The organism is Xanthomonas sp. WCS2018Noco2-27, from assembly GCF_031843525.1.
Taxonomy (GTDB): Bacteria; Pseudomonadota; Gammaproteobacteria; order Xanthomonadales; family Xanthomonadaceae; genus Xanthomonas.
Genome location: NZ_JAVTIK010000001.1, coordinates 573,159 through 599,780 on the forward strand (window position 1 = coordinate 573,159; position 26,622 = coordinate 599,780).

General features: G+C 63.5%; 19 protein-coding genes and 1 tRNA gene. 18 read left to right on the forward strand and 2 right to left on the reverse strand.

Annotated elements, in window-relative coordinates; all coding sequences use genetic code 11:
* Nucleotides 1-8: 8 nt before the first annotated feature.
* From RQH86_RS02540 to RQH86_RS02575, 8 genes are all read left to right on the forward strand, one after another.
* The gene (locus RQH86_RS02540) at nucleotides 9-1,925 is read left to right on the forward strand and encodes a sialate O-acetylesterase (protein ID WP_311238420.1); all 1,917 of its coding nucleotides are present in this window, start codon (nucleotides 9-11) and stop codon (nucleotides 1,923-1,925) included.
* Between the two features lie 11 nt (nucleotides 1,926-1,936).
* Nucleotides 1,937-3,679 (forward strand): GH35 family beta-galactosidase GalD, encoded by a 1,743-nt coding sequence (gene galD / locus RQH86_RS02545; RefSeq protein ID WP_311238419.1) that lies wholly within the window; start codon nucleotides 1,937-1,939, stop codon nucleotides 3,677-3,679.
* Between the two features lie 59 nt (nucleotides 3,680-3,738).
* Entirely contained in the window at nucleotides 3,739-6,642 is a 2,904-nt protein-coding gene (locus tag RQH86_RS02550) for a TIM-barrel domain-containing protein (protein WP_311238418.1), read from the forward strand.
* A 133-nt stretch (nucleotides 6,643-6,775) separates the two neighbouring features.
* A complete protein-coding gene (locus RQH86_RS02555) occupies nucleotides 6,776-9,106 on the forward strand; it encodes a glycoside hydrolase family 95 protein (protein ID WP_311238496.1) in 2,331 nt (776 codons plus the stop codon).
* Nucleotides 9,103-10,596: a xylulokinase gene (gene xylB, locus RQH86_RS02560; protein ID WP_311238417.1), complete on the forward strand. Its 1,494-nt coding sequence runs from the start codon at nucleotides 9,103-9,105 to the stop codon at nucleotides 10,594-10,596. The genes RQH86_RS02555 and xylB overlap by 4 nt, the downstream gene beginning before the upstream one ends.
* Nucleotides 10,597-10,632: 36 nt before the next feature.
* Nucleotides 10,633-11,970, forward strand: coding sequence for a xylose isomerase (gene xylA / locus RQH86_RS02565; protein WP_311260724.1), 1,338 nt, complete (start codon nucleotides 10,633-10,635; stop codon nucleotides 11,968-11,970).
* Nucleotides 11,971-12,055: 85 nt separating this feature from the next.
* Nucleotides 12,056-13,483 carry a sugar porter family MFS transporter gene (locus RQH86_RS02570; protein ID WP_055854773.1) on the forward strand — a complete coding sequence of 476 codons (1,428 nt, stop codon included), beginning with the start codon at nucleotides 12,056-12,058 and terminating at the stop codon, nucleotides 13,481-13,483.
* A gap of 350 nt (nucleotides 13,484-13,833) precedes the next feature.
* Complete coding sequence (locus RQH86_RS02575) at nucleotides 13,834-15,384, forward strand: MASE1 domain-containing protein (RefSeq protein WP_055854776.1); 1,551 nt, start codon at nucleotides 13,834-13,836, stop codon at nucleotides 15,382-15,384.
* A 608-nt stretch (nucleotides 15,385-15,992) separates the two neighbouring features.
* Here RQH86_RS02575 and RQH86_RS02580 read toward each other — a convergent pair.
* Nucleotides 15,993-16,214: a hypothetical protein gene (locus RQH86_RS02580; protein WP_311240475.1), complete on the reverse strand. Its 222-nt coding sequence runs from the start codon at nucleotides 16,212-16,214 to the stop codon at nucleotides 15,993-15,995.
* Nucleotides 16,215-16,444: 230 nt separating this feature from the next.
* Here RQH86_RS02580 and RQH86_RS02585 point away from each other — a divergent pair, with 230 nt between their 5' ends.
* Together RQH86_RS02585 and folE2 are read left to right on the forward strand one after the other, a co-directional pair.
* Complete coding sequence (locus tag RQH86_RS02585; protein WP_311240476.1) at nucleotides 16,445-17,596, forward strand: N-acetylmuramoyl-L-alanine amidase; 1,152 nt, start codon at nucleotides 16,445-16,447, stop codon at nucleotides 17,594-17,596.
* Nucleotides 17,597-17,632: 36 nt separating this feature from the next.
* On the forward strand, nucleotides 17,633-18,556 hold the full coding sequence (gene folE2 / locus RQH86_RS02590; RefSeq protein ID WP_311240477.1) for a GTP cyclohydrolase FolE2: 924 nt from the start codon (nucleotides 17,633-17,635) through the stop codon (nucleotides 18,554-18,556).
* Between the two features lie 441 nt (nucleotides 18,557-18,997).
* Here folE2 and RQH86_RS02595 read toward each other — a convergent pair.
* Nucleotides 18,998-19,072, reverse strand: a tRNA-Glu gene (locus RQH86_RS02595).
* Between the two features lie 49 nt (nucleotides 19,073-19,121).
* Between RQH86_RS02595 and pcnB the strand changes: the two genes are divergently transcribed.
* The 8 genes from pcnB to RQH86_RS02635 all read left to right on the forward strand — a co-directional run bounded on the left by pcnB (nucleotide 19,122) and on the right by RQH86_RS02635 (nucleotide 26,015).
* Nucleotides 19,122-20,489, forward strand: a complete 1,368-nt coding sequence (pcnB, locus tag RQH86_RS02600; RefSeq protein ID WP_115511921.1) for a polynucleotide adenylyltransferase PcnB — start codon at nucleotides 19,122-19,124, stop codon at nucleotides 20,487-20,489.
* 3 nt (nucleotides 20,490-20,492) lie between these two features.
* Nucleotides 20,493-20,978: a 2-amino-4-hydroxy-6-hydroxymethyldihydropteridine diphosphokinase gene (gene folK, locus RQH86_RS02605; RefSeq protein ID WP_311240478.1), complete on the forward strand. Its 486-nt coding sequence runs from the start codon at nucleotides 20,493-20,495 to the stop codon at nucleotides 20,976-20,978.
* 35 nt (nucleotides 20,979-21,013) lie between these two features.
* Nucleotides 21,014-21,829: a 3-methyl-2-oxobutanoate hydroxymethyltransferase gene (gene panB, locus RQH86_RS02610; protein ID WP_311240479.1), complete on the forward strand. Its 816-nt coding sequence runs from the start codon at nucleotides 21,014-21,016 to the stop codon at nucleotides 21,827-21,829.
* Nucleotides 21,826-22,668, forward strand: coding sequence for a pantoate--beta-alanine ligase (gene panC / locus RQH86_RS02615; RefSeq protein WP_311240480.1), 843 nt, complete (start codon nucleotides 21,826-21,828; stop codon nucleotides 22,666-22,668). The genes panB and panC overlap by 4 nt, the downstream gene beginning before the upstream one ends.
* Before the next feature lie 190 nt (nucleotides 22,669-22,858).
* Nucleotides 22,859-23,239 carry an aspartate 1-decarboxylase gene (gene panD / locus RQH86_RS02620; protein ID WP_055854797.1) on the forward strand — a complete coding sequence of 127 codons (381 nt, stop codon included), beginning with the start codon at nucleotides 22,859-22,861 and terminating at the stop codon, nucleotides 23,237-23,239.
* Nucleotides 23,236-24,750, forward strand: coding sequence for a glucose-6-phosphate isomerase (pgi, locus tag RQH86_RS02625; protein WP_311240481.1), 1,515 nt, complete (start codon nucleotides 23,236-23,238; stop codon nucleotides 24,748-24,750). Before panD ends, pgi begins: the two co-directional genes overlap by 4 nt.
* A gap of 290 nt (nucleotides 24,751-25,040) precedes the next feature.
* Nucleotides 25,041-25,385, forward strand: a complete 345-nt coding sequence (locus RQH86_RS02630) for a type II toxin-antitoxin system prevent-host-death family antitoxin (RefSeq protein WP_055854802.1) — start codon at nucleotides 25,041-25,043, stop codon at nucleotides 25,383-25,385.
* Nucleotides 25,386-25,388: 3 nt separating this feature from the next.
* Nucleotides 25,389-26,015, forward strand: coding sequence for an AAA family ATPase (locus tag RQH86_RS02635; protein ID WP_311240482.1), 627 nt, complete (start codon nucleotides 25,389-25,391; stop codon nucleotides 26,013-26,015).
* Nucleotides 26,016-26,622: the final 607 nt, after the last annotated feature.

The following is a 26,622-nucleotide window of genomic DNA, read 5'->3' on the forward strand; positions in this document are numbered from 1 at the left end:
ATCACCGCATGACCGCACCTCTCGTTCGCCGCGCCTGCCTGCTGGGTCTGGTGCTGGCCAGCCCGCTCGCGCTGGCCCAGCCGACCCTTCCGCTGTTGTTTGCCGATGGCGCGGTGTTGCAGCGCGACCAGCCCATGCCGGTGTGGGGGTGGGCATCGCCGAATGCCGCGATCACGGTCAGCTTCGATGGCAAGCGCGCCACCGCCAAAGCCGACGCACAGGGCGCCTGGAAGGTGAGCCTGCCCGCGCACAAGGCGGGCGGCCCGTACGTGTTGAGCGTGCAGGGCGATGGTGGGCAGCTGCAGGTGCGCGACGTACTGGTCGGCGATGTATGGCTGGCCAGCGGGCAATCGAATATGGAATGGCCGCTGGCGCAGGCCAGCGACGGCCCGCAGGCGGTCGCTGCCGCCAACGACCCGCAGTTACGCCACTTCAAGGTGCCCAAGTCGTGGTCGGTGCAGCCGGAAGCGCGCCTGACCGGTGGCGAGTGGAAGGCCGCCACGCCGGCCACTGCCGGCGAGTTCACCGCGGTGGGGTATTTCTTCGCCAAAGAGCTGCGCGCCAGCACTGGCGTGCCGATCGGCATCGTCAACAGCACCTGGGGCGGCAGTGCGATCGAGGCGTGGATGGATGCCGCGTCGCTGGGCTTGAATGCCGAGCAGAACCAGGGCGCGATCGAGGCGATCAAGCAACGCGACGCTGCCGTACAGGCCGCCACCGGCAAGCGCATCGCGCGCTGGCCCAAGGTCGACGGCGACATGCCGCAGTGGCGCGACGCCGAGTTCAACGACAGCGATTGGGACAGCATCCCCACCACTCAGCAATGGGAGTCCAGCGGTTACGACGGCATGGACGGCATTGCCTGGTACCGCACTACGGTGACCTTGAGCGCTGCCGAGGCCAAGGCCGGCATCACCCTGGGCGTGGGCCAGATCGACGATTCGGACATCACCTACGTCAACGGCCAGCAGGTAGGCAGCACCGAGAAGCAATGGAATCTGCCGCGCGTCTACAGCGTGCCGGCGGCGGCACTGCATGCCGGCGTCAATCACATCGCCGTGCGGGTGGAAGACCTCAGCGGCGGTGGCGGCATGCACGGCCCGGACGAGCAGCGCTTCGTGCAGACCAACGATGGCGCCAAGCGCGCGCTGAGCGGCTGGAAATTCCGCCCCGCCGCAGTGCGCGTGTCGTTGGTCGACAACAAGAACCAACTGCCCACGCTGCTCTACAACCAGATGATCCACCCGCTGCAGCCGTTCCCGGTCAAGGGCGTGATCTGGTACCAGGGTGAAACCAACGCCACCGACAGCGGAGCCGTGGCGTATCGCGAGCAGTTCGCCGCGATGATCCAGCAATGGCGTGCCGAGCGCGGCGCCAAGGCGCTGCCATTTTTGTGGGTGCAATTGGCCAACTTCAAAGCGGGCGGCGACAAGGGCGAGCTGAGCCCGTGGGCGCTGTTGCGTGAGTCGCAGTCCAAGACGCTGGCGCTGCCGGCGACCGGGCAGGCGGTGATCATCGATATCGGCAACCCCACCGACATCCATCCCACCAACAAGCGCGATGTCGGCCATCGTCTGGCGCTGGCGGCGCGGCACGTGGCGTACGGCGAAACGCTGGTGTACAGCGCGCCGGTGTTCAAGCGGGCAACGTTTGAAGGTGGCAAGGCGGTGCTGACATTCGACCTGCAGGGCAGTGCGCTGCAGGTACGTGGCGGCGGTGCAGTGCAGGGCTTCCGTGTCGCTGGTGCCGACAAGCAGTTCCATCCGGCCACCGCGCGCATCGACGGCGATCGGGTGAGCGTGCGCAGCGATGCGGTGCCTGCACCGGTGGCATTGCGCTACGGCTGGAGCGAGAACCCCGACGACGCCAACCTGATCAATCGCGACGCCCTTCCTGTTTCCCCCTTCCGCACCGATACCTGGTGACACGGAGCCTTATGTCCATGTATTCCCCCGTTGCACATGCCATCACGTATTCCAACGCGCGGCGTTGCCTGCGTCCGCTGCTGCTGTCCGCGCTGACGCTGGCCTTGGCCGCGTGCCAGTCCGGCGAGCAGGGCGATGCAGCTAAGCCTGCCGCCTCCACGCCGGCTCAAAGCACCGCAGCGGCAACGCCGGTCAGCGCACAGACGCCGGCCGCGCAGACAGCGATGCCGCAGTTCGTCAGCAAGGACGGCAAGCATGCCTTGATGGTCGATGGCGCGCCGTTCCTGATCCTGGGCGCGCAGGTCAACAACTCCAGCAACTATCCCGGCGTGATGGACAAGGTGTGGCCGGCCATGCAGGTGCTGGGCCCCAACACCGTGCAGGTGCCGATCGCCTGGGAACAGGTAGAGCCGGAAGAAGGCAAGTTCGATTTCTCCTTCGTCGACACGCTGCTCAACCAGGCGCGCGAGCACAAGGTGCGGCTGGTGCTGCTGTGGTTTGCGACCTGGAAGAACAATGGCCCGGCCTACGCGCCGTTGTGGGTCAAGGCCGACAACCAGCGCTTCCCGCGTGTGATCACTCGCGAGGGCAAGGCGATCGGGTCGCTGTCGCCGCATGCGCAGGCCACGCTGGATGCCGATCGCAAGGCGTTCGTCGCCTTCATGCAGCACCTGAAAAAAGTCGACCCGCAACACACCGTGATCATGATCCAGCCGGAAAACGAGCCGGGCACCTACGGCAGCGTGCGCGACTTTTCGCCGATGGCGCAAAAACTCTTCGACGGCCCGGTACCGGAGGCACTGCTCAAGCGCTTGAACAAGCAGCCGGGCAGCTGGGCGCAGGTGTTCGGCGCCGATGCCGATGAAATTTTCCATGCGTGGTCGATCGGCCGTTACATCGATCAGGTCGCCGAAGCCGGCAAGGCCGAGTATCCGTTGCCGATGTACGTCAATGCCGCGCTGCGTGGCCCGTTCAATCCGGGACAGCCCGGCCAGTACGCCAGCGGTGGCCCCACCGACAACGTGCTCGATGTCTGGAAGGCGGCCGGCCCGCATATCGATCTGCTGGCGCCGGATATCTACATGCCCGAATACCGCATGTACACCACCGTGCTGGAGCGTTACGCGCGCCCGGACAATGCCTTGTTCGTGGCCGAAACCGGCAACCGACAGGAATACGCGCGTTACCTGTATCCCACGCTGGGCCACAACGGCATCGGCTGGTCGGCGTTCGGTATGGACTACACGCGCTATTCCAACTATCCGCTGGGCGCCAAGCACGTCAACGAAGAAACGCTGGCGCCGTTCGCGCTCGGCTTCCAGGCGGTCAGCATGGGCATGCGCCCGTTCGCCAAGGCCGCCTCCGAAGGCAAGCTGCACGGCACCGCCGAAGAGCCCGGCCAGGCCGTGCAGGAGCTCAAGCTCAACGACCGCTGGAGCGCCACCATCACCTACGGCGTGCCACAGTTCTGGTTCAAGGGCGAGCCGCCGGGCAACCCGGAACCGATCGGCGCGGCGTTGATCGCCGAGCTGGGCCCGGATGAATTTCTGGTCACCGGTTACCACGTGCGCGTGACCTTGCACCCGGCCAGCGACGCCACCGCGAACATGTTCTACGACCGTGTCGAGGAAGGCGTGTACGAAGACACCCAGTGGAAGTTCCAGCGCAACTGGAACGGCGACCAGACCGATTACGGCGTCAATTTTTCCAGCGTGCCACAGCTGCTCAAGATCAAGCTCGCCACCTACAAATAATCAGCAACCCATGCGCTGCCGCCCCCGCGGCAGCGTTTCGAAATTCAAAGGGAGTGACCATGCAAACCACCATCCGTTCCGCCGGCACCGTGCCTGCCAACCGACGTACACCGCTTGCCCATTGCCTGGCGTTGTCGCTGGCCCTGCTGGCCAATGCCGCGCATGCGCAGGAAGTGCGCAAGACCGCCGATGGCGTCACCGTTGTGCCGAGCGCCAAGGGCGCCGCACCGGTGCGCCTGCAGGTGGTCGATGCCGGCATCATCCGCGTCAGTGCCGATCCGGACGGCGACTTCGCACGCAGCCCCAGCCTGATGCGCGTGCCGGTGCAGGGCGATAGCGCCTTCCAGGTGGCCGAGCAGGCCGACAGCGTGCAGCTGAAGACCGGCAAGGTCACCGCCACGGTGTCCACCGTCGACGGCCATGTCAGCTTCGCCGATGCCAATGGCAAGCCGGTGCTGTCGGAAGTGGCCGGCGGACGCAGCTTTGCCCCGCTCAAGGTCGAAGGCAAGCAGTACCTGAGCGTGCGCCAGCGCTTCCAGTCGCCCGATGACGAAGCGTTGTACGGCTTCGGCCAGCACCAGCAGGGCTGGATGAATCAGAAGGGCCGCAACGTCGAATTGCAGCAGAACAACATCGACATGGCGGTGCCGTACCTGGTGTCCAGCCGCAACTACGGCCTGCTGTGGGACAATAACTCGATCAGCCGCCTGGGCGACCCGCGCGGTCTGCAGCCGCTGCCCAAGACGCTCAAGTTGTACGACGCCAAGGGCAAGGCCGGCGCACTGACCGCACGCTATGCCATCAACGGCAAGCAGGTGCTGGAGCGTCGCGAGAACGAGGTGAACTACCAGTACCTCAGCGACCTGACCAAGTTCCCCAAGAAGGCCATCACCAAGGACAAGGACAGCCGCATGCAGGTCACCTGGGAGGGCGAGATCGAAGCGCTCACCGGTGGCGAGCACACCTTCTCGCTGTATTCGAGCGAATACGCCAAGTTGTACGTGGACGGCAAGCTGGTGATCGATCGCTGGCGCCAGAACTGGAACCCGTGGAATCACGAGTTCAAGCTGGACCTGGAGCCGGGCAAGCGCCACACCGTCAAGGTCGAATGGGATCTGATCGACCCCAGCTATATCGCGCTGCTGCATCGCGACCCGCTGCCGGCAGCGGAAGCGAAAGATCTCTCGCTGTGGTCCGAAGCCGGGCAGATGATCGACTACTACTTCGTCTCGGCCGATTCCTACGATCAAGCCGTGGCCGGCTACCGCGAACTCACCGGCAAGTCGGTGATGCTGCCCAAGTGGGCCTATGGTTTCTGGCAGAGCCGCGAGCGTTACAAAAGCCAGGATGAGTTGGTCGGCGTGCTGGCCGAGTACCGCAAGCGCAAGCTGTCGCTGGACAACATCGTGCTCGACTGGTCGTACTGGCCGGAAAACGCCTGGGGTTCGCATGATTTCGACCCGAAGCACTTCCCGGATCCGGATGGCATGGTCAAGTCCGTGCACGACATGCACGCGCAGATCATGATTTCGATCTGGCCCAAGTTCTATCCCACCACCGCCAACTACAAGGAACTGGATGCCGCCGGTTTCATGTACAAGCGCAACGTGGAAGTGGGTGAGCTGGACTGGATCGCCAAGGGCTACAAGAACTCGTTCTACGACCCGTACTCGGAGAAGGCGCAGGCGATCTATTGGCGCCAGGTCAACGAGAAGCTCAACAGCAAGGGCTTCGATGCGTGGTGGATGGACGCCGACGAGCCGGACGTGCACTCCAACCTGGACATTGGCGAGCGCAAGGCACGCACCACGCCGACCGCGCTTGGCTCGTCCACCGAATACTTCAATTCCTACCCGCTGCCGCACACTCATGGCGTCTACGAAGGCGACCGCGCGGCTGACGACAAGCGCGTGTTCATCCTCTCGCGCAAGGGCTATGCCGGCACCCAGCGCAATGCGGTGGCGGTGTGGAGCGGCGACATCGTGTCGCGTTGGGACGACATGCACGACCAGATTTCCGCCGGCGTCAACATGGCGCTGTCGGGCCTGCCCAACTGGACCTTCGACATCGGCGGGTTTGCGGTGGAGAAGCGCTACGAGAACCAGGACCCGGCGCATCTGCCGGAATGGCGCGAGCTCAACACGCGCTGGTTCCAATTCGGTGCGTTCGTGCCGATCTTCCGCTCGCACGGCCAGTTCCCGTACCGCGAAATCTGGAACATCGCCCCGGAAGGCACGCCGTCCTACGACAGCATGGCCTACTACAATCGCCTGCGTTACGCGTTGCTGCCGTACATCTACAGCCTGGCCGGCGATACCTATCAGCGCGATGGCGTGATCATGCGCGGCATGATGATGGACTTCCCGAATGATGCGAAGGCGCGCGACATCAACGACCAGTACCTGTTCGGACCGGCGTTCCTGGTCGCACCGGTGACCCGCTTCGGCGCCACCTCGCGTCAGGTGTATCTGCCGGCCGGCACCAGCTGGCTCGATTTCGCCACCGGCAAGCGTTACGACGGCGGCCAGACCATCGAAGCGGCCGCGCCGATCGAACGCATGCCGTTGTTCGTGCGTGCCGGCTCCATCGTGCCGACCGGCCCGGTGCAGGAATACGTGGACCAGAAGCCGGATGCGCCGCTCACTGTGGTGGTCTACACCGGCGCCGATGGCCAGTTCTCGCTGTACGAAGACGATGGCAAGGGCTATGGCTACGAGAAGGGCGAGTTCAGCCGCATTCCGCTGGTGTGGAACCAGGCCAAGGGCGAGCTGAGCATCGGCAAGCGCGAAGGCAGCTGGACCGGCATGCAGGCCAAACGCACCATCAATGTGCGCTTCGTCGATGGCCCACGCGACGATGCCGGTGCGCTCGAGCCCAAGACCGACACCAGCCTCCAGTACGACGGCAAGGCGGTCAGCGTGTTGCAGCGCAAGATTGCGTCCGGCAAAGCGCGTCGTCGATGATCGCAGGCTGTCTTCAGTCGATGAGCAAGCAGATGCCGGAACGCCGCAAGGCAGTCGCGGGCGGTTCCGGTGATGCAGCACGGCGGTGGCCGTGCTGACCCGTCGGGAACTGTGCAAGGCAACCGGGGCCGCGATGGCGGTCCTGGGTGCCGCACCGGTTGCCGCACAGGCCGCAGCGTCTTCCAAACACGCCGCGTTGCCTCCCGTGGCGCCCGCTGACGCATTGCAGCTGTGGTATCGCGAACCGGCCAACGAATGGGTGGAGGCCTTGCCGGTCGGCAATGGCCGACTCGGCGCGATGGTGTGGGGCGGTATTGCCCACGAGCGCCTGCAACTCAACGAAGACACGCTCTACGCTGGCGGGCCCTACGATTCCACCAGCCCGGACGGATTGGCCGCGTTGCCGCAGGTACGGGCGCTGATCTTTGCCGGCCGTTATGCCGAGGCCGAACAACTGGCCGATGCCAAGCTGCTCTCGCGTCCGCTCAAGCAGATGCCGTATCAACCGCTGGGCGATCTGTTGCTGGATTTCGATCGTGTCGACGGCATCAGTGAGTATCGCCGTCAGCTGGATCTGGACACCGCAGTGGCCACCACCAGCTTCCGCTCCGGCGGCGTGCTGCATCGGCGCGAGGTGTTCGTCTCTGCGCAGTCGCAGTGCATCGTGGTGCGTCTGTCGTGCGAGCGGCCGCGCGCGATTTCCTTGCGCGTTGGCATCGACAGCCCGCAACACGGCGAGGTCACGGCCGAGCAGGGCAGTTTGCTGTTCACCGGCCGCAACGGCAGCTTTGCCGGCATCGACGGCAAGTTGCGGTTTGCGTTGCGCGTGCTGCCGCAGGTGAAAGGCGGCAAGGTGACCGCGTTGCGCGATCGCTTGCGTATCGAAGGCGCCGATGAAGTGGTCTTGCTGCTCACCGCAGCTACCAGTTACCAACGCTTCGACGCGGTGGATGGCGACCCGCTCGCACGCACCGCAGCGAGCCTGCGCAAGGCCGGAACGCTGGACTATGCCGCATTGCTGCGCGCGCATCTGGCCGATCACCAACGCCTGTTCCGGCGTGTGGCGATCGACTTGGGCACCAGCGACGCGGCAGCGCTACCCACCGACCAACGCGTGCAGCGGTTTGCCGGCGGCAACGATCCGGCACTGGCCGCGCTCTACCATCAGTACGGTCGCTATCTGCTGATCTGCAGCTCGCGGCCCGGCTCCCAGCCGGCCAACCTGCAGGGCATCTGGAACGACCTGATGCAGCCGCCGTGGGAAAGCAAGTACACCATCAACATCAACACCGAGATGAACTACTGGCCCAGCGAGGCCAACGCATTGCACGAGTGCGTGGAACCGCTGGAATCCATGCTGTTCGACCTGGCCACCACCGGCGCGCATACCGCACGCACGCTCTACGACGCGCCCGGCTGGGTGGTGCACAACAACACCGATCTCTGGCGTCAGGCCGGGCCCATCGATGGCGCCAAGTGGAGCCTGTGGCCGATGGGCGGGGTGTGGCTGTTGCAGCAGCTGTGGGACCGCTGGGATTACGGGCGCGACCGTGCGTATCTGAGCAAGATCTACCCGTTGTTCAAGGGTGCGGCGGAGTTCTTCGTTGCCACCTTGATGCGCGACCCGCAAACGGGCGCGATGGTGACCAATCCATCGATGTCGCCGGAAAATCAGCATCCGTTCGGCGCTGCCGTGTGCGCCGGGCCGACCATGGATGCGCAGCTGTTGCGCGACCTGTTTGCGCAGTGCATCGCGATGAGCAAGTTGCTTGATGTCGATGCAGCGCTGGCGCAACAGCTGGCCACGCTGCGCGAGCAACTGCCGCCCAACCGCATCGGCAAGGCGGGGCAGTTGCAGGAGTGGCAGCAGGATTGGGATATGGACGCGCCGGAGATCCACCACCGTCACGTCTCGCATCTCTACGCGCTGCATCCGTCGAGCCAGATCAATCTGCGCGATACGCCGGAGCTGGCCGCTGCCGCCAGGCGTTCGCTGGAAATCCGTGGCGACAACGCCACCGGCTGGGGGATCGGCTGGCGGCTGAATCTGTGGGCACGGCTGGCCGATGGCGAGCATGCGTATCGCATCCTGCAACTGCTGATTTCGCCCGATCGCACCTACCCGAACCTGTTCGACGCACATCCGCCGTTCCAGATCGACGGCAACTTCGGCGGCACCGCCGGCATCACCGAAATGCTGTTGCAAAGCTGGGGCGGCAGTGTATTCCTGCTCCCCGCCTTGCCCGCTGCCTGGCCGCGCGGCAGCGTGCGCGGCCTGCGCGTGCGTGGCGGCGCCAGCATCGATCTGGAATGGGATGGCGGTCGCTTGCAGCAGGCACGCCTGCACAGCGATCGTGGCGGGCGCTATCAACTGTCCTATGCAGGGCAGACCCTGGACCTGGAACTGGGCGCGGGCCGCACCCAGCAGGTGGGACTCAACAACAACCGATTGGTGAAGCAATGAGCTTGTACGTAGGACTGGACGTGGGCACGCAGAGCGTCAAGCTGGTGGCCTACGACGCGCAGGAGCGCGCCGTGATTGCCACGATTGCCGCACCGATGGAGCTGATCAGCCGCGATGACGGCACCCGCGAGCAGCAGGCGCAGTGGTGGGTTGACGGCATCGTGCATTGCTTCGCGCAGCTCGATGGCGAACAGCGCGCGCGCGTGCGCGGCATCTCGGTGTCGGGCCAACAGCACGGCTTCGTGCCGGTGGCCGCCGATGGCAGCGTCACCGCACCGGTCAAGCTGTGGTGCGATACCAGCACGGCGCTGGAATGCGACGAAATCATGGACGCGGTGGGCGGCGCAGCGGGCAGCGTGGCTGCCGCAGGCAACCCGATCCTGGCCGGCTACACCGCATCCAAACTGCCGTGGACGCGCAAGCATCGCCCTGAGGCGTATGCGGCGATGACCACGGTGATGCTGCCGCACGATTACATCAATTTCTGGCTCACCGGCGAACGCTTTGCCGAAGTGGGCGATGCCTCCGGCACCGGCTGGCTGGATGTACGTACGCGTCAGTGGTCCGAGCGCATGCTCGGCGCCGTCGATGCGCAGCGCGACCTGCGCGCGGCGTTGCCGCCGCTGGTGGAAACCGGCGCGGTCTATGCCTTGTCCGATGCGGCCGCCGATGCATTGAAGTTGCCGGCTGGCGTGCGCGTCACCACCGGCGGTGGCGACAACATGATGGCGGCCATCGGCACCGGCAATGTGGTTCCGGGCCGCCTGACGATGAGCCTGGGCACCAGCGGCACCTTGTTCGCCTACGCAGATCATCCGGTGGTGGACGACGACGCACGTTGGGCCGCGTTCTGCTCGTCCAGCGGCGGCTGGTTGCCGCTGATCTGCACCATGAACTGCACCGTCGCCACCGAAGCGGTGATGCGCATGTTCTCCATCACCCGCGAGCAGACCGAGGCGATGATTGCCAACACCGCACCCGGTGCCGACGGGCTGGTGTTGCTGCCGTTCTTCAACGGCGAGCGCACACCCAATTTGCCCGATGCACGCGGCTGCCTGTTCGGTATGGATCTGCACAACGCCACTGCCGCGCATTTCTATCGCGCCGCGATGGAAGGGGCGACCTATAGCCTGCGCAATGGCTTCGATGCTTTCGTCGCGGCCGGCCTGCAGTTCGATACCATCCTGCTCACCGGCGGCGGCAGCAAGAGCGCGCAGTGGCGGCAGATGGTGGCCGACGTTTTCAATCTGCAGGTCGTGGTGCCAACCCAACCCGAAGGCGCCGCCTTCGGTGCCGCGCTGCAGGCGTTGTGGGCCTGCGACCGCGACGATGGTGGCGATGCCGCGTTGTCGGAGGTGGTGCTGGAGCACCTGCAGGTAGACGACGCACTCGCCGCAAAGCCCGACCCGCAGCGCGTAGCCCAGTATCAGCAGCACTACCAAGCCTTCCTCAAGCACCTGCACGTCGTCAGCCCGCTCTACGCTGACTGATTCACCACTCCCCCAGAACCAAGGACATCACACCCCATGAGCAACACCGTTTTCATCGGCGCGAAGGAATATTTCCCCGGCATCGGCAAGATCAGCTTCGAAGGCCGCGACTCCGATAACCCGCTCGCGTTCAAGGTCTACGACGCCAACAAGAAAATCGGCGACAAGACCATGGCCGAGCATCTGCGCTTTGCCGTGGCCTACTGGCATAGCTTCTGCGGCAACGGCGCCGATCCGTTCGGCCCCGGTACGCGCGCGTATCCGTGGGATGCGGGCAATACCGCACTGGGGCGCGCCGAAGCCAAGGCTGACGCCGCGTTTGAATTCTTCACCAAGCTCGGCGTGCCGTATTACTGCTTCCACGACATCGACCTGTCGCCGGATGCCGACGACATCGGCGAATACGAAAGCAACCTCGCCCACATGGTCGGCATCGCCAAGCAGCGCCAGGCCGACACCGGCATCAAGTTGCTGTGGGGCACCGCCAACCTGTTCTCGCACCCGCGCTACATGAATGGCGCATCCACCAACCCGGACTTCAATGTGGTGGCGCGCGCGGCGGTGCAGGTCAAGGCTGCGATCGATGCCACCGTGGAACTGGGCGGCGAAAACTACGTGTTCTGGGGCGGCCGCGAAGGCTATGCCTGCCTGCACAACACGCAGATGAAGCGCGAGCAGGACAACATGGCGCGCTTCCTCACCCTGGCACGCGACTATGGCCGTGCGATCGGCTTCAAAGGCAATTTCCTGATCGAGCCCAAGCCCATGGAGCCGATGAAGCACCAGTACGACTTCGACAGCGCCACGGTGATCGGCTTCCTGCGTCAGCATGGCCTGGATCAGGATTTCAAGCTCAATATCGAAGCCAACCATGCGACGTTGTCGGGCCACAGCTTCGAGCATGACCTGCAGGTGGCATCCGATGCCGGCCTGCTGGGCAGCATCGATGCCAACCGCGGCAACCCGCAGAACGGCTGGGATACCGACCAGTTCCCGACCGATCTGTACGACACCGTCGGCGCGATGCTGGTAGTGCTGCGGCAGGGCGGGCTGGCACCGGGCGGCTTGAACTTCGATGCCAAGGTGCGTCGCGAATCGTCCGACCCGCAGGACCTGTTCATGGCGCATATCGGCGGCATGGACGCGTTTGCGCGCGGTCTGGAAGTGGCCAACGCGCTGCTGACGTCCTCGCCGCTGGAAACCTGGCGCGCCGAGCGTTACGCCAGCTTCGACAGCGGCGCCGGCGCGGCGTTTGCCAATGGGTCCAGCACGCTGGTGGACGTGGCCAAGCATGCGGCCGGCAATGTGCCGACCCAGATCAGCGGCCGCCAGGAAGCCTACGAAAACCTGATCAATCAGTACCTGACGCGTTGATGTCCCGTGGCCGGCGGCGCATCGCGTCGCCGGCCGACGGCGGCCACACCAGTGACCGCTCCCTTGCATGTTTCCAGGTGAACCCATGTCCAGTGTCTCCGTAAACGGCGCCCCCGATGCCGGTGAGAACACCCGTTTCATCGTCCTGATCAGTTGCGTTGCAACGATCGGCGGTTTTTTGTTCGGTTTCGATAGCGGCGTGATCAACGGCACTGTCGATGGCCTGAAGCAGACCTTCCATTCCAGTGCCGCCGAGACCGGGTTCGAAGTCGCCTCGATGCTGCTGGGTTGCGCCATCGGCGCCTTCTTCGCCGGCCGCCTGGCCGACCGTTGGGGCCGCCGCGCGGTCCTGATCATTTCTGCGGCGCTGTTCCTGCTCTCGGCCATCGGTGCCGGTGCCTCGCACAGCTCCGGCTTTTTCATCTTCGCGCGCGTCATGGGCGGCTTTGCCGTCGGTGCGGCGAGCGTCATTTCACCGGCCTACATCGCCGAGGTCGCCTCCGCGCGCTATCGCGGCCGGCTGGCCACCATGCAGCAGATCGCCATCATCAGCGGGCTGTTTTGCGCCTTCCTGAGCAACTATCTGCTCGCCAACGCGGCGGGTGCCTCCACCGAGCCGTTGTGGGCCGGGCAGGCCGCCTGGCGCTGGATGTTCTGGATGCAGGCGATTCCGTCGCTGGCGTTCCTGCTGTTGCTGCTGGTCATCCCCGAAAGCCCGCGCTACCTGGTGGTCAAGGGTCGTCGCGAGCAGGCGCTGGTGGTGCTCAAGCGGCTGTACGGCAACGCTGCCGCGCAGACCAAGCTGACCGAGATCTCCGCGTCCATGTCGGCCGACCAGCACAAGCCCAAGTTCTCCGACCTGATCAGCAAGGCCACCGGCAAGGTTCGCCCCATCGTCTGGATCGGCGTCGGCCTGGCGGTGTTCCAGCAATTGGTCGGCATCAACGTGGTGTTCTATTACGGCGCAGTGTTGTGGCAGGCGGTGGGCTTCTCCGAACAGGACGCACTGCTGATCAACGTGCTCTCCGGCGGCCTGAGCATCGGCGCCTGCCTGGTCACGGTGATGCTGGTCGACAAGATCGGCCGCAAGCCGCTGCTGTGGATCGGCTCGGTCGGCATGGCGGTGTCGCTGGCCTTGGTGACTTATGCGTTCGCCACCGCGTCGCTGGACGCCACAGGCAAGCTGGCGATGTCCGATGCCATGGGCATGCTGGCGCTGGTGGCCGCCAACGTCTACGTGGTGTTCTTCAACGCCTCGTGGGGCCCGGTGATGTGGGTGATGCTGGGCGAGATGTTCCCCAACCAGATCCGCGGCTCGGGCCTGGCGATCGCCGGTGCCGCGCAGTGGACCTCCAACTTCGCCATCACCGTCAGCTTCCCGATCCTGCTCGGCAGTATCGGTCTTGCCGGCGCCTACGGCATCTATACGGTTGCCGCCTTCATCTCGGTGTTCTTCGTGCTCAAGTACGTCTACGAGACCAAGGGCAAGGAGTTGGAGCAGATGGAGGGCTGATTTAGCCTGCTATGCAACTTTCGGCATGAAAAAAGAAGAAAGCCGCGCAACAGCGCGGCTTTCTTTTATGTCCTAGCGCATGCGGCGTCGAAGACGACTGCTGCATAAGCGCATCAAGATGAGTGTTGATGGCTTGAGTGTTCCTGCACCTGATCCGGTCAGGCGACGCGATGCCGGCTAGCGCACTTCCTTGAGTTGGGTGACGCACCAGTAAAGTGCAAAGCGTGTCCTCGAATGCATTTGCCGAGTGAAGAGCAACTGCCTCTTCTAGCGAATTGTGCGCCACCGCTATACTCCAATCCGCAGTTCCCTCCAGACTAGGGTGAATCGTGGAACCAAGGAGTGGTGGTATGGCTTCAGCCAGGGAAGTCCTCAGGGGCACGCTGATCGGCGTGTGCTACGGACTTACGTTTGTGATGCTTTGGTTCTGCTCGATAGACCAGTGGTACCTGCCTGTCGGCTTGCGCGTCATCACCTTGCTGTTTCGGCCGTACCGAGAGTGGCCGTTTTTGTTGGCGGGTGACGCTGCTGCCATGCTCTGGCTGCGCGTCCCACTGGCACTGCGCCAGGATTACAGCTTGATATGGGCCTATCTCAGTCCGTTTTTGCACGCGCCAATGATTGCGTACGTTATATGGCTAGCAAGGCATCATTCGCGCGGGCAGGTCTACCAAGTTCGTTGGTTGATCCCGTTTGCCATCGCTGTCGCTTTTTGTAATTCATTGTGGAGCATTGTGATCAATGCACTGCTGGATGGCCCGGCGACAGTTAACTTTTTGGAGTTCCTACTCCGTTATTGGGTAGGTAGCTATCTCGGCATCTTGATGTTCCTGCTTCCAGTGATGCTTTGGTCGCCCAAGCAGTCGCAGCCGATCAGGGCTGAATTGCCACGTGATCTTGGTGCTTCGGTAGTCGCCATCGTTGCGTTGTTTTATATGCTCAATTACACGCACGATGCGCTTCCCCGCAACATCTTGATGATCGCATTGATAGGGCCCGCAGTTTTATTGACTCGACGTCACGGCATTACGGGGACTGCTCTAGGTACCTTGTTGGCGATGGTGGCGCTTGCTATCAGTATTCCAAAGGTCTATCAAATTGGATTCTATGATCCGAATCTTTTTTTGATTCAGTTGTTCCATGTCCTGGTAAGTGCCGCGCTTTTCATTTTTGGTGCTCGTCTGACCATTCCTTTTGAGCGATTCGATACGATTCGCCGAATCAGGGCGGACTCGCAACAGGCCGTAAAAGATAGTTATTTAGGTGCCGAACGTACCTTGCGCAATCAAGTGTTGGAGTATTCGGATGTCAATGCTCAGATCAATCGAATGCGCAAAGATATTGTGGCGGATTTGCGTTCGAGGGGGCACCACGCGGCTGCGATGGAAATCACTCGTGTCGCTGTGATTGAATCTCGGCTTCTTCAAGAGTATGTCGCCAATTTATACCCTCTGGAGATTGAAACGCACGGCTTGTTTCAATCGCTGCGTTCGCCAGCTTTGGCGCGATTCAAATCCACAGGGTTCGAGTATCTTTTGCGAGGGGATTGCCGTCAGCTCTCACTCGGTCTTCAGTTGGCTGCCTATCGCTGCACGCTTAGTGCAATCGAGTTGCTGCCCCATGCAAACAAGCATTTTATCCAAGCCCGCGCATGGCGGGGCCGGGGTGGGCAAGGTGTTGTAATACGTGTGTTCGCGGATACATCTTTGGTGGACTCCGTGCGGCGCGACTCGCCCGAAGCGGAAGCCGAGTTTCGCGCCCGATTGAAATCGCATGGCGGCATGTTCCGTCGCCGCCATGCGTTAGTACTCACCTTCCTTGTCGCGGAGGCGTCTGCTGTTACTTCGAAGGAGAGACTCTCCAGTGTTCCCCGTTGGCTTGCGACTCGACGTGCACAGTGAAATTTGCATTCCGATAGACCATGCGAGACGTGTTGCTGATTGCACTATTCACGTTGAAAGAAATCGCGTTTTCCGAAATAGAGTTAGTGGTCGGTACTGAAACGCGGTCGACATCCTTGCCCATTGGGACTACCCAAAGCGCATTGTCGACACGCGCGACCACGGCCCGTACTGTGCCTGCGGTGTCGTTGATCTGCAGGTAGGTGACGCCATCACGTTGAAATTCGTAAATGGACCAAGCGGCATCCAATGCGAGGTTAGTGGCACTCGGATGGTTTTCGCCGAGTCCGGTTGCTCTCACTCCTACGCCTCCGGAAGGACAACATGTTTGAGCGATCGCATGACCCATAACCAGAAATCCCGTTAGCACAAGAATTGCTTTCAGTGCATTATTTTTCGCGTCCATAATGTCTTTGCCTTCCCCCTGTATGGGGCAACTCCGCCTGCAATTCAGGCGCTTATACGTTACGTGTTGAGGGGAGCGTTTTGTTGATTGTTTGTCGCATAAAAACGCGACGACATATCACAGGTCGTAAATAAGCGTAGTCAACCACGGTACGCATCCCGGACCCATCTTCTTCAACAAGCGTCGCGGCTTTGAGAGGTGCTTACTTAGCCGAGCACTCGCTGCCGGCACGCTCGAACCATTCAATCACTTGCCGATAGTGTGCCAGGCCCCAAAGACGCAGAAATTGTTGGGTGTGGTGGTTGGCGGTGTCGCGCAGTTCGATAAGGCGCTGCGCAATGAAGACCGGCGTCAGCGGCTGGGCACAAGCGATCTCGATGCAGTGACGCCAGGCAGAGTAGCTATCAGGAAGGTGGGCAGGCATCGGGCGGGCTCCAGGACGGGTTGTAGATGAACGTCGAGGCACAGGGTTGGACGTTCAGTAGTGCTGTGGCAACGTTGTGTTACATTATAACAATTACGGGCCTTCGCGCGCTTCCTGCCTCTCGTGTCTTACCCCCTACCTCTGTCTAAATGCTGTTCGATCGTGCGTCGCCCTCCGCGGATTCCCCTGTCGTGGCGAGCTGATGGCTCGGGCAGGCGCGGGTGCCAACGATGAACCGGCGACACCTATTGCAAGGCGCGAGCGCAGCGTTGCTGCTGTCGCCCGTCGTCGGCTATACGCAAGGTCTTCCCTCCCTGCTCGAGTGCAGCGTGCAGCAGCAAGGCGATGTGCTGCGCCTGCGGCTGGAGTTGAGTGCGCAGGCCGTCTACAACAGTTTCGGGTTGTCCGATCCTGAGCGACTGGTGATTGATTTGTCGGGCGTTTCGAGCCAGTCGCCGCGCATTGCGCCTCTGCCCCCTGGCACGGCGGTCATCGCCATCCGCAGCGGGCCACACGCCGATGGGATGCGTGTGGTGCTCGATCTGGCCCAGCCGGTCGTAGTCACTACGCGCTGGGACGGCAATGTTTTGTTCCTGGATCTGGCTGCCGCATCCGGCACTGTGCCGCTGTCGACAGTCGTGGCTGCGCAGGCGCCGATCATTGCGACGCGCTCGCGCCTGCATCCGTACGTGATCGCCATCGATGCCGGCCACGGCGGCAAGGATCCCGGTGCGGTCAGTGCCGATGCGCGTTACGAGAAGTATGTCGCCATGGCGGTGGCCGGGCGTCTGCATCAGCGGCTCGTTGCCGACACGCGCTATCGACCGACCATGATCCGCAGCGACGACCGTTTCGTGCCGTTGCACGAACGGGTGTTGATCGCCCATCGCCACAATGCCGATCTGTTCGTGTCCATCCATGCCGACGCCGCGCCCAACACGCAGGCCAGCGGCGCGTCGGTGTTTGCCTTGTCCGAAAATGGTGCCAGCTCGGCGTTGGCGCGTTGGATTGCCGACAGCGAGAACGCCGCAGACGACATGGGCGACAACGCACGCCGGCTACGCGTGCCGAGCAATCCGGTGCTGTCGCAGGTACTGGCCGATCTGTCGCTGAGCGGAACCATCGCCAGCAGCGTTGCGTTCGGTAACTTGATGCTGGGCCGCCTGCAGCACGTGACCCGGCTGCATCAGCCTCAGGTGGGGCAGGCCGGTTTTGCGGTGCTGAAGTCGCCCGACATTCCCTCGCTGCTGGTGGAAACCGGCTTCATGAGCAACCGCGACGATTGCTATCGCTTATGCGGCGATGCGCATCAGGACGAGCTCGCGCAGACCCTGCATGCGGGCATCGACGATTACTTCCAGGCATTTCCTGGCCGCGCCTGATACGCGGCTGTCATCTTCATCATCAACGAGTTCCCGATGTCCGCCACGCTTCCCGATGTTGCCGTTACCGAACCGCCCGCGTTGAGCGCACCGCTGCGCTGGGTGGGCATGCACGATATTGCCATCCCCGTACGCCTGGATGAGGCCGAGCCCAGCGGCACCGTCGCGGCCCGCGCCAGCGTGCAGGTCGATCTGCCGCGCCCCGAGATCAAGGGCATCCATATGTCGCGGCTGTATCGCCTCTTGGACCGGCATCTGGAACAGCCGGTCTCGCCAGCGATGTTGTCGCAGTTGTTGCAGGCCTTGATCGACAGCCATGCCGACTGCGGCAGCCGGGCGGCGCGGGTGACGCTGTCGTTCGAGGTGATGCTGCGCACGCCGGCTTTGCTCAGCGAAGGTCTGGCCGGCTGGCGCGCATACCCGGTGCGCATCGATGCGCAGTGCAGGGCAGGGCGCAGCCAGGTCCAGCTGCAGATCGACGTGCTGTATGCCTCGACTTGCCCGTGTTCGGCGGCATTGTCGCGGCAGTTGTTGAGCGAGGCATTTGTGCAGCAGCATGCCGGTCGCGCTGCGGTGCCCTTGGACGACATTGCGCAGTGGCTGCAGGTGCACGGTTCGTACGCCACACCGCACAGTCAGCGCAGCCTGGCACAGGTGCGCGTGGATCTGTTGGCCTGCCTGCAGCGGCTGGATATCCGCGCATTGATCGGCATCTGCGAACAGGCATTGGCGACGCCGGTGCAGGCGGCGGTGCGGCGGATCGACGAGCAGGCATTCGCACGTTTGAACGGCGCCAACCTGATGTATGTGGAAGATGCCGCGCGGCGTTTGCGCATGGCGTTGGCCGAGCGCTACACGTCCTTCGACGTGGCAGTGCGCCACCTGGAAAGTTTGCATGCCCATGACGCCGTTGCCGAAACCGGCAGCGATGAAGATCGCACATCCCCGTTTGCCAGTTGAGGAGAGGCCATGCACTGCAAATATCCAAGGCGTGTCGCGCGGATGGCGCGCAAGTACGGCATGTCGGCTATCGCGATGGGGCAGGGGCGATACAACATACGCTGCGCGCCAGGGATCGATCTGTCTGTGCTGCTGGCACTCATCGTGTTGCTGTGATCGACAAGGTTGCGGATCACGCCGCGCACGCGGAGCAGTGCAGCAGATCGCTCGGCAGGGTGCGATCTCGATTGCTTCCAGGTTGGCCAATGGTGTGGCGCTCAACCGGACTCGGCCAGATGACTCGATTGGCCTAAGAGTGCTGTGACGGGGACTGCCGAACGTCACGGCCTGTGCGGTCTCGCTGCCCGCCGCTGCAGCGGCACCGCCCATTAAAAATACCTGCGCCACAATGCAAAAACCCCGCAATGCGGGGCTTTGGCGTGGTCTGCAGCAGGACGAACGTGGTGCTCCCTAGGGGACTCGAACCCCTGTTTTAGCCTTGAGAGGGCCACGTCCTAACCATTAGACGAAGGGAGCGTTTTTGTCGCGTCTTGTGCAGCGCGCTAGTATAGTGAGGTAATAGCCGTTGGGCAATCCTGCAACACAAGACGGAAGCGCCATCATCGAACCCTCAGTTACATCCCCGTTCACGCTGCGCGTCATCCCACGCGATCAGCACACCATTTCGCGTAAGGACATCAGCCCCAACGCGCTGCGCGTGCTGTATCGCCTGCGCGAATCCGGCTTTGGCGCCTATCTGGTCGGTGGCGCAGTCCGCGACCTGCTGGTCGGTGGCCACCCCAAGGATTTCGACGTTGCGACCAGCGCCACGCCGGAAGAGGTCAAGGCGCTGTTCCGTAATTGCCGGTTGATCGGCCGCCGCTTTCGTCTGGCGCACGTGGTGTTCGGCCGCGAGATCATCGAAGTGGCCACGTTCCGCGCCAACATCGACGATGGCAGCGGCGACCGCGAGCTGGATAACGGCCGCCTGGTACGCGACAACGTCTACGGCAGCATCGAAGACGATGCGATCCGCCGCGACTTCACCTGCAACGCCTTGTACTACGCGATCGAAGATTTTTCGGTGCGCGATTACTGCGGCGGCTTCGAAGACGTGCAGGCACGCCTGATGAAGTTGATCGGCGACCCGGAGCTGCGTTACCAGGAAGATCCGGTGCGCATGCTGCGTGCAGTGCGCCTGGCGGCCAAGTTGAACTTCGAGATCGAAGCCGGCAGTGCCGAACCGATCCCGCGCCTGGCCGGGCTGTTGTCCGAAGCTGCGCCGGCACGCCTGTTCGAAGAAATTCTCAAGCTGTTCCTGTCCGGGCACGGCGTGGCCAGTTTCGAAGGCCTGGAGCGTTACGGCCTGCTCGGCGCGTTGTTCCCCGAGAGTGCGGCGGCGCTCAAATCCAACCGTAGCGGCGCGTTGCGCGCGATGGTGCTGGAAGGTTTGCGCAATACCGATGCGCGCGTGGCCAACGACGAGCCGGTGTCGCCGGCCTTCCTGTTCGCGTTGCTGCTGTGGCCGGCGTTCTGCCGCACCTTGATGGGGCTGCAGGCGCAGGGCGTGCAGCCGGAAGATGCGCAGCGGCGCGCCGCCGACCGGGTCACCTTGCACCAGCTTGAGCGGGTGGCGTTGCCGCGCCGCTTCTCGCTGCCGATGCAGGAAATCTGGTTGCTGCAGACGCGCTTCTCGTCGCGTCAACGCAAGCGCGTGTTCCGTACCTTGTCGCATCCGCGCTTCCGCGCGGCGTTCGATTTTCTGGTGTTGCGTCAGTTCGCGTCGGCCGATCATGCGGCCGATGTGGAGTTCTGGCGCGAGGCGCAAAAGTCGTCCGGCCAGGAGCTGGTCGATGCGATCGAATCGGCGCAGGCCGATCACGATGGCGACGAGGGTGCACCGCGCAAACGTCGCCGCCGTCGTCGTCGCACTGGCGCGTCGGCAGGCGAGTAGGGCATGCATGTCGCCTTTGTCGGCCTGGGTGCCAACCTGGGCCCGGCCGAGGCCAGCGTGCGTGCAGCCATCGCTGCGCTCGGCGCGCTGCCGCAGTCCACGCTGATTGCGGCTTCGCGCCTGTACCGCACGCCGGCCTGGGGCCACGAAGACCAGCCCGATTTCATCAATGCCGTGGCGCAGCTGCGCACCGAGCTGGCGCCGCTGCCGCTGCTGGAGGGCTTGCTCGGCATTGAGCAGTCGTTCGGCCGTGAGCGCTGCGCCGGCGAGCGCTGGGGCCCGCGCACGCTGGATCTGGACCTGCTGCTGTACGCTGATCAAGTGATCGATCTGCCGCAGCTACAGGTGCCGCACCCGCATCTGCACGCGCGCGGCTTCGCGCTGCTGCCGCTTGCCGAGCTGGCGCCGGAGGCGATCATTCCAGGCCATGGAACAGTGCGGCACGCATTGCAGGCGATCGATGTCTGCGGGCTGGAGCCGATTGGGTAGATAATGGCCGGCTTATCACCCCACGTAATGACTTCATGAGCAGCCACGCTGACAGCAAGCCCTGGACCGTGCCCGCCTTGGCGCAGGCCAAGCGCGAGGGTCGAAAACTGGTGATGTTGACCGCCTACGACGCCGGGTTTGCGCGCAGCTTCGACGCCAATGGCGTGGACCTGATCCTGGTCGGCGATTCGCTCGGCATGGTGGTGCAGGGGCACGATTCCACCTTGCCGGTCACCACTGCCGACATGGTCTACCACACCGCCGCGGTCGCGCGCGTGCTGGAGCGGGCCTTGCTGGTGGCCGATCTGTCGTTCCAGGCCGATGCCACGCCCGAGCGTGCGCTCGATGCCGCCACCCAGCTGCTGCAGGCCGGTGCGGAGATGGTCAAGATCGAAGGCGCCGGGCACAAGCTCGATGTCATCCGTTACCTGGTGGAGCGCGAGATTCCGGTGTGTTCGCACCTGGGGCTCACCCCGCAATCGGTACTGCGTTTTGGCGGCTACAAGGTGCAGGGCCGCGGCGAAGCCGGCGAGCAATTGCGCCGCGATGCGCAGGCCGTGGTCGATGCAGGAGCCAGCCTGGTGGTGCTGGAATGCGTTCCCACGCCGATCGCCGCGCAGATCAGCGCCGACCTCAGCGCGCCCACCATCGGCATCGGTGCCGGCCCGGGCTGCGATGGCCAGGTGCTGGTGATGCACGACATGCTGGGTCTGGACAGCGGCCATCGCCGACCCAAGTTCGTCAAGGATTTCCTGGCCGAAGGCGGCTCGGTGGCAGGCGCGGTGCGTGCCTATGCGCAGGCCGTGCGCGATGGCAGCTTCCCTGATGCAGAGCACGCGTACGCCGCATGATCCAGACCATTACCGATCTTTCCACCTTGCGCGCCCTGGTCACCGGCTGGAAGCGCGAAGGCCTGCGCGTGGCGCTGGTGCCGACCATGGGTAACCTGCACGCCGGGCATTATTCGCTGGTGATGCTGGCGCGCCAGTATGCCGACCGCGTGGTGTCGAGCGTGTTCGTCAACCCGACCCAGTTCGGGCCCAATGAAGACTTCGCCCGCTACCCGCGCACGCCCGAGGCCGACCTGCGTGGGTTGGAAGACGCCGGTTGCGATGCGCTGTGGCTGCCTGACGTGGACACCATGTATCCGCTCGGCACCGCGTTGGCCACACCGGTCCACGCACCGGGCGTCAGCGATGTGCTGGAAGGCGTGTGCCGGCCGGGGCATTTCGATGGCGTCTGCACGGTGGTGGCGCGTCTGTTCAACCAGGTGCAGCCGGATGTAGCCGCATTCGGCAAGAAGGACTACCAACAGCTGGCGGTGATCCGGCAGATGGCGGCTGACCTGGCATTTCCGATCGAGATCCTGGGCGGCAGCATCGTGCGTGAAGCCGACGGCCTGGCGATGAGCTCGCGTAACCAGTATCTGTCGGCCGAGGATCGGCCCGTGTCGGCACAGATCCGCAAGGTGCTGCTGCAGATGCGCGACAGTTACACCGCCGGCACGCCACGCGCGCAGGTTGAAGAAAGCGCCGTGCAGGCGCTGGAACAGGCCGGTTTCCGGGTCGATTACGCGGTGGTACGCCTACCCGATCTGAACGAGCCGGGCGACAGCAATGCCGGTGCGCGTGTGGCCTTGGTCGCCGCACGTCTGGGCGCGACGCGGCTGATCGACAACCTGGAATTCTGAGACTGCCCGGATCGCCGTGTGCTGCCGCGCTGAGCGCTGGCGGCACGCGCGCGATCCATGGCCAAAGGTCAGGGCCAAAAGTCTTGCCTCACCGCCGCCTGAAGCCCTCACCAGCGGCCGCGCGGCACCCGGGTGAGCGCGGGCGCTTTCCGCTAAAATGCCGTCTTTCCTTTCGTTGTTGCCTGCGTCCATGCACCTGTCCTTGCTCAAAGCCAAGATCCACCGCGCCACCGTCACTCATTCCGAGCTCAATTACGAAGGCTCGATCGCCATCGACGGCCTGCTGCTGGAAGCGACCGGCATCCGCGAATTCGAACAGGTCCACATCTGGGACGTCACCAACGGTGCGCGCTTCAGCACCTACGCCATCCGTGCCGAAGAAGGTAGCGGCATCCTGTCGCTCAACGGCGGCGCTGCGCGTCACGTGCAAGTGGGCGATCTGATCATCGTGGCTGCGTTCGCCAGCATGAGCGAAGACGAAGCCAAGACCTTCAAGCCCAATCTGGTATATGTGGACGCGCACAACGCAATCTCCCACACCAACCACAGCATCCCCACGCAGGCCGCATGACACAGACCAACGGATTCGACGCGCTTCACGCCCACGCCCAGCGCCTGCGCGGCGCTGCCATCCCCGCATTGCTTGCCGCCGAGCCGGAACGGCCGACGCAGTACGCCAGGCAAGTCGGTCCGTTGTATTTCAATTTCGCGCGCCAGAAGTACGACCGCGCCGCGCTCGACGCTCTGTTCGCCATCGCGCGTCAGCGCGATCTGGCCGGTGCATTCCAGCGCCTGTTTCGTGGCGAGCAGGTCAATGTCACCGAACAGCGCGCTGCATTGCACACCGCGTTGCGTGGCGATCTGACCGACGCGCCGGTGGCCTCTGAGGCTTATGCCACCGCTGCAGAAGTGCGCCAGCGCATGGGTGCGTTGATCGAGCAACTCGAAGCCACCGATGTCACCGATATCGTCAGTGTCGGCATTGGTGGGTCGGACCTGGGCCCGCGTCTGGTCGCCGATGCATTGCGCCCGGTGACCGGTGCACGCTTCCGCGTGCATTTCGTGTCCAACGTCGATGGCGCCGCCATGCAGCGCACGCTGGCCACGCTGGACCCGGCACGCACCGCCGGCATCCTGATTTCCAAGACCTTCGGCACTCAGGAAACGCTGCTCAACGGCGGCATCCTGCATGCCTGGTTGGGTGGCAGCGAGCGCCTGTTTGCAGTGAGCGCCAACCCCGAGCGCGCGGCCAAGGCCTTCGACATCGCACCGAGCCGCGTGCTGCCGATGTGGGATTGGGTCGGCGGGCGCTATTCGCTGTGGTCGGCGGTCGGTTTCCCGATTGCGTTGGCAATCGGCTTCGAACGTTTCGAACAGCTGCTCGAAGGCGCCGCGCAGTTCGATGCGCATGCGCTCAACACGCCGCTGGAAGAAAACGTCGCGGTGCTGCACGGCCTGACCGCGGTGTGGAACCGCAACCTGCTCGGCAGCGCCACGCATGCGGTGATGACCTACGATCAGCGTCTGGCCTTGCTGCCGGCGTATCTGCAGCAGCTGGTGATGGAGAGCCTGGGCAAGCGGGTCAAGCTCGATGGCTCGGCGGTCGACAGCGACACCGTGGCGGTGTGGTGGGGCGGTGCGGGCACCGATGTGCAGCACAGCTTTTTCCAGGCGCTGCACCAGGGCACCAGTGTGGTGCCGGCCGATTTCATCGGCACCGTGCACAACGACGACCCGTATGCCGAGAACCACGTGGCGCTGATGGCCAATGTGTTGGCGCAGACCGAGGCGTTGGCCAATGGTCAGGACAGCAGCGACCCGCACCGTAGCTATCCGGGAGGCCGTCCGAGCACGGTGATCCTGCTCGATGCGCTCACTCCGCAGGCGCTGGGCGCATTGATCTCGATGTACGAGCACAGCGTCTACGTGCAATCGGTGATGTGGGGCATCAACGCGTTCGACCAGTTCGGTGTGGAGCTGGGCAAGCAGCTGGCCAGCCAGCTGTTGCCGGCACTGAAGGGTGAGTCGGCCGACGTCGCCGACCCGGTGACACGCGAGCTGCTGAGCAAGTTGCGCGGCTGAGCCGCACAGCTGTAGCGTCAAGCGACGGGGCCTGCGGGCCCCGTTTCAGTTTGGGCGGCTAACAAGACGACGGCGCTCGCCGCTAGGTGGGTGCGGCCGCTGCTGGGTGCAGCGTATTTACTCGTATGTCTTAGTGCTGAGTGCGCCGTTTGCACCCACCTGATGACTGTCCACTACGGTTTTTAGCCGCTCTCGTGTTGGGTTCGACGTGGAATAGTCCAAAATGGACAAATTTCCCAAAATGGGTATTTTGGCGTAGCTTGGGGTCACTCACATCGCAGGACCGCCCCATGTCCCGTCATCAGGACTTGCCCGAGCTCGAAAAAGCGCCAGCGGCCGACATCAAGATCAAGGGCTGGCCCAGCCTGATGCGCAAGGTGCGCACCCACGGCGCGGTGGTTATCACCAATCACAATCACCCCGAAGCGGTGGTGGTGGATGCGGAGGAATACCGGCATCTGGTGCGGCAGGCCAGCGCGCTTGCCGATGCGGCCACGCGCGCGCAGTCGCTGCAGGCCTTGCAGGTCAGATTCGACGCGCATCTTGCCGCGGTCACCGATGGCGCGGTGCTGGGACAGGTGATCGCCAAGCCCGCACGCCGTGGCCGCAAGATCCCCTTGGGTCCGTCGCTCTGATCGATGGGACATATTCTGGTACTGGCCGGCGTCAACGGCGCCGGCAAGAGTTCGCTGCTGGGCACCTTGCTGCAGGAAGACGGCGCCACCTGGTTCAACCCGGATGCCTTCACCCGGCAACTGGTGGAGCAGGGCTGGACGTTGGAAGAGGCCAATGCCCAGGCTTGGCAGGAAGGTGTGCGACGGCTGCGCCAGGCAATGGCGGACGGCAGCGATTACGCCTTCGAAACCACGTTGGGCGCGACCACCATCCCGCGCTTGCTGCGCGAGGCTTGCGAACGGCACACGGTGGCAGTCTGGTTCTGTGGCTTGTCGACGGTGGAGTTGCATATCGAACGCGTTGCAGCACGGGTTGCCGGCGGCGGCCATGCGATCGCCGAGCACAAGATCCGCGAGCGCTTCGATGCCTCGCGCGCCAATCTGATCGCCTTGCTGCCGCATCTGGCGGTGCTGCACGTCTACGACAACAGCGCCGCTGCCGATGCATCGGGGCAGGCCGAGCCGCTGCTGGTACTGGAACTGGATCGGGCCGGTCTGCATTACCCGCAGACGCCTGCAGAGCTGGTGCAGGTACCGGAATGGGCCAAGCCCATCGTGATGGCAGCACTGGAAACGCGCCGCGTGTCTTGAAGCGTGCATCCGGTCCTGCGAGCGGTGAGGGCGCCGCGCGCCCGACTCACTCAGCTTCTGACCGTATCCAAACGCCTCTACGACTCAAATCCTTTGCTGCTTTTGCATCTTGTGTCTGGATGGAATTAGATATTTCGGATAGATCAGATGCAGAGCGAATGATTTACAGCCTGGCTGCAGGGCCCTTGCCCGCCCACCCTCGCGGGACACGCCGTGAATCCGCCCCTGGAGGCTCTTACGCGGCATCCATGCCGCGTAAGGTCCCGCGACGGTGGGCGGGCAAGGACCAGTCGGGAATGTCGGTCCGCATGGTGCAAGCAATGCGTGATGTATGTTGTTTGGATCACCGTGGTTTCGGTTAGCTTTCCAACGCAAGCCGAGCCACCAATAAGCTTTCAAAAAAGCAACCGACTAACTTTCTGGTGAGGGCACCGTGCCCTCGACTCACTCAGCTTTTGACTGTATCTAGACGCCTCTACCACTTAGATCCGTGGCTGCTTTTTCATCTTGTGTCTGGATGGAATGAGACAGTCGGATGGATCAAAAAACAGAGCGAATGATCTGCAGCGTGCAACACCACTGCATTCATTACTAGGCGAGTGCTCGC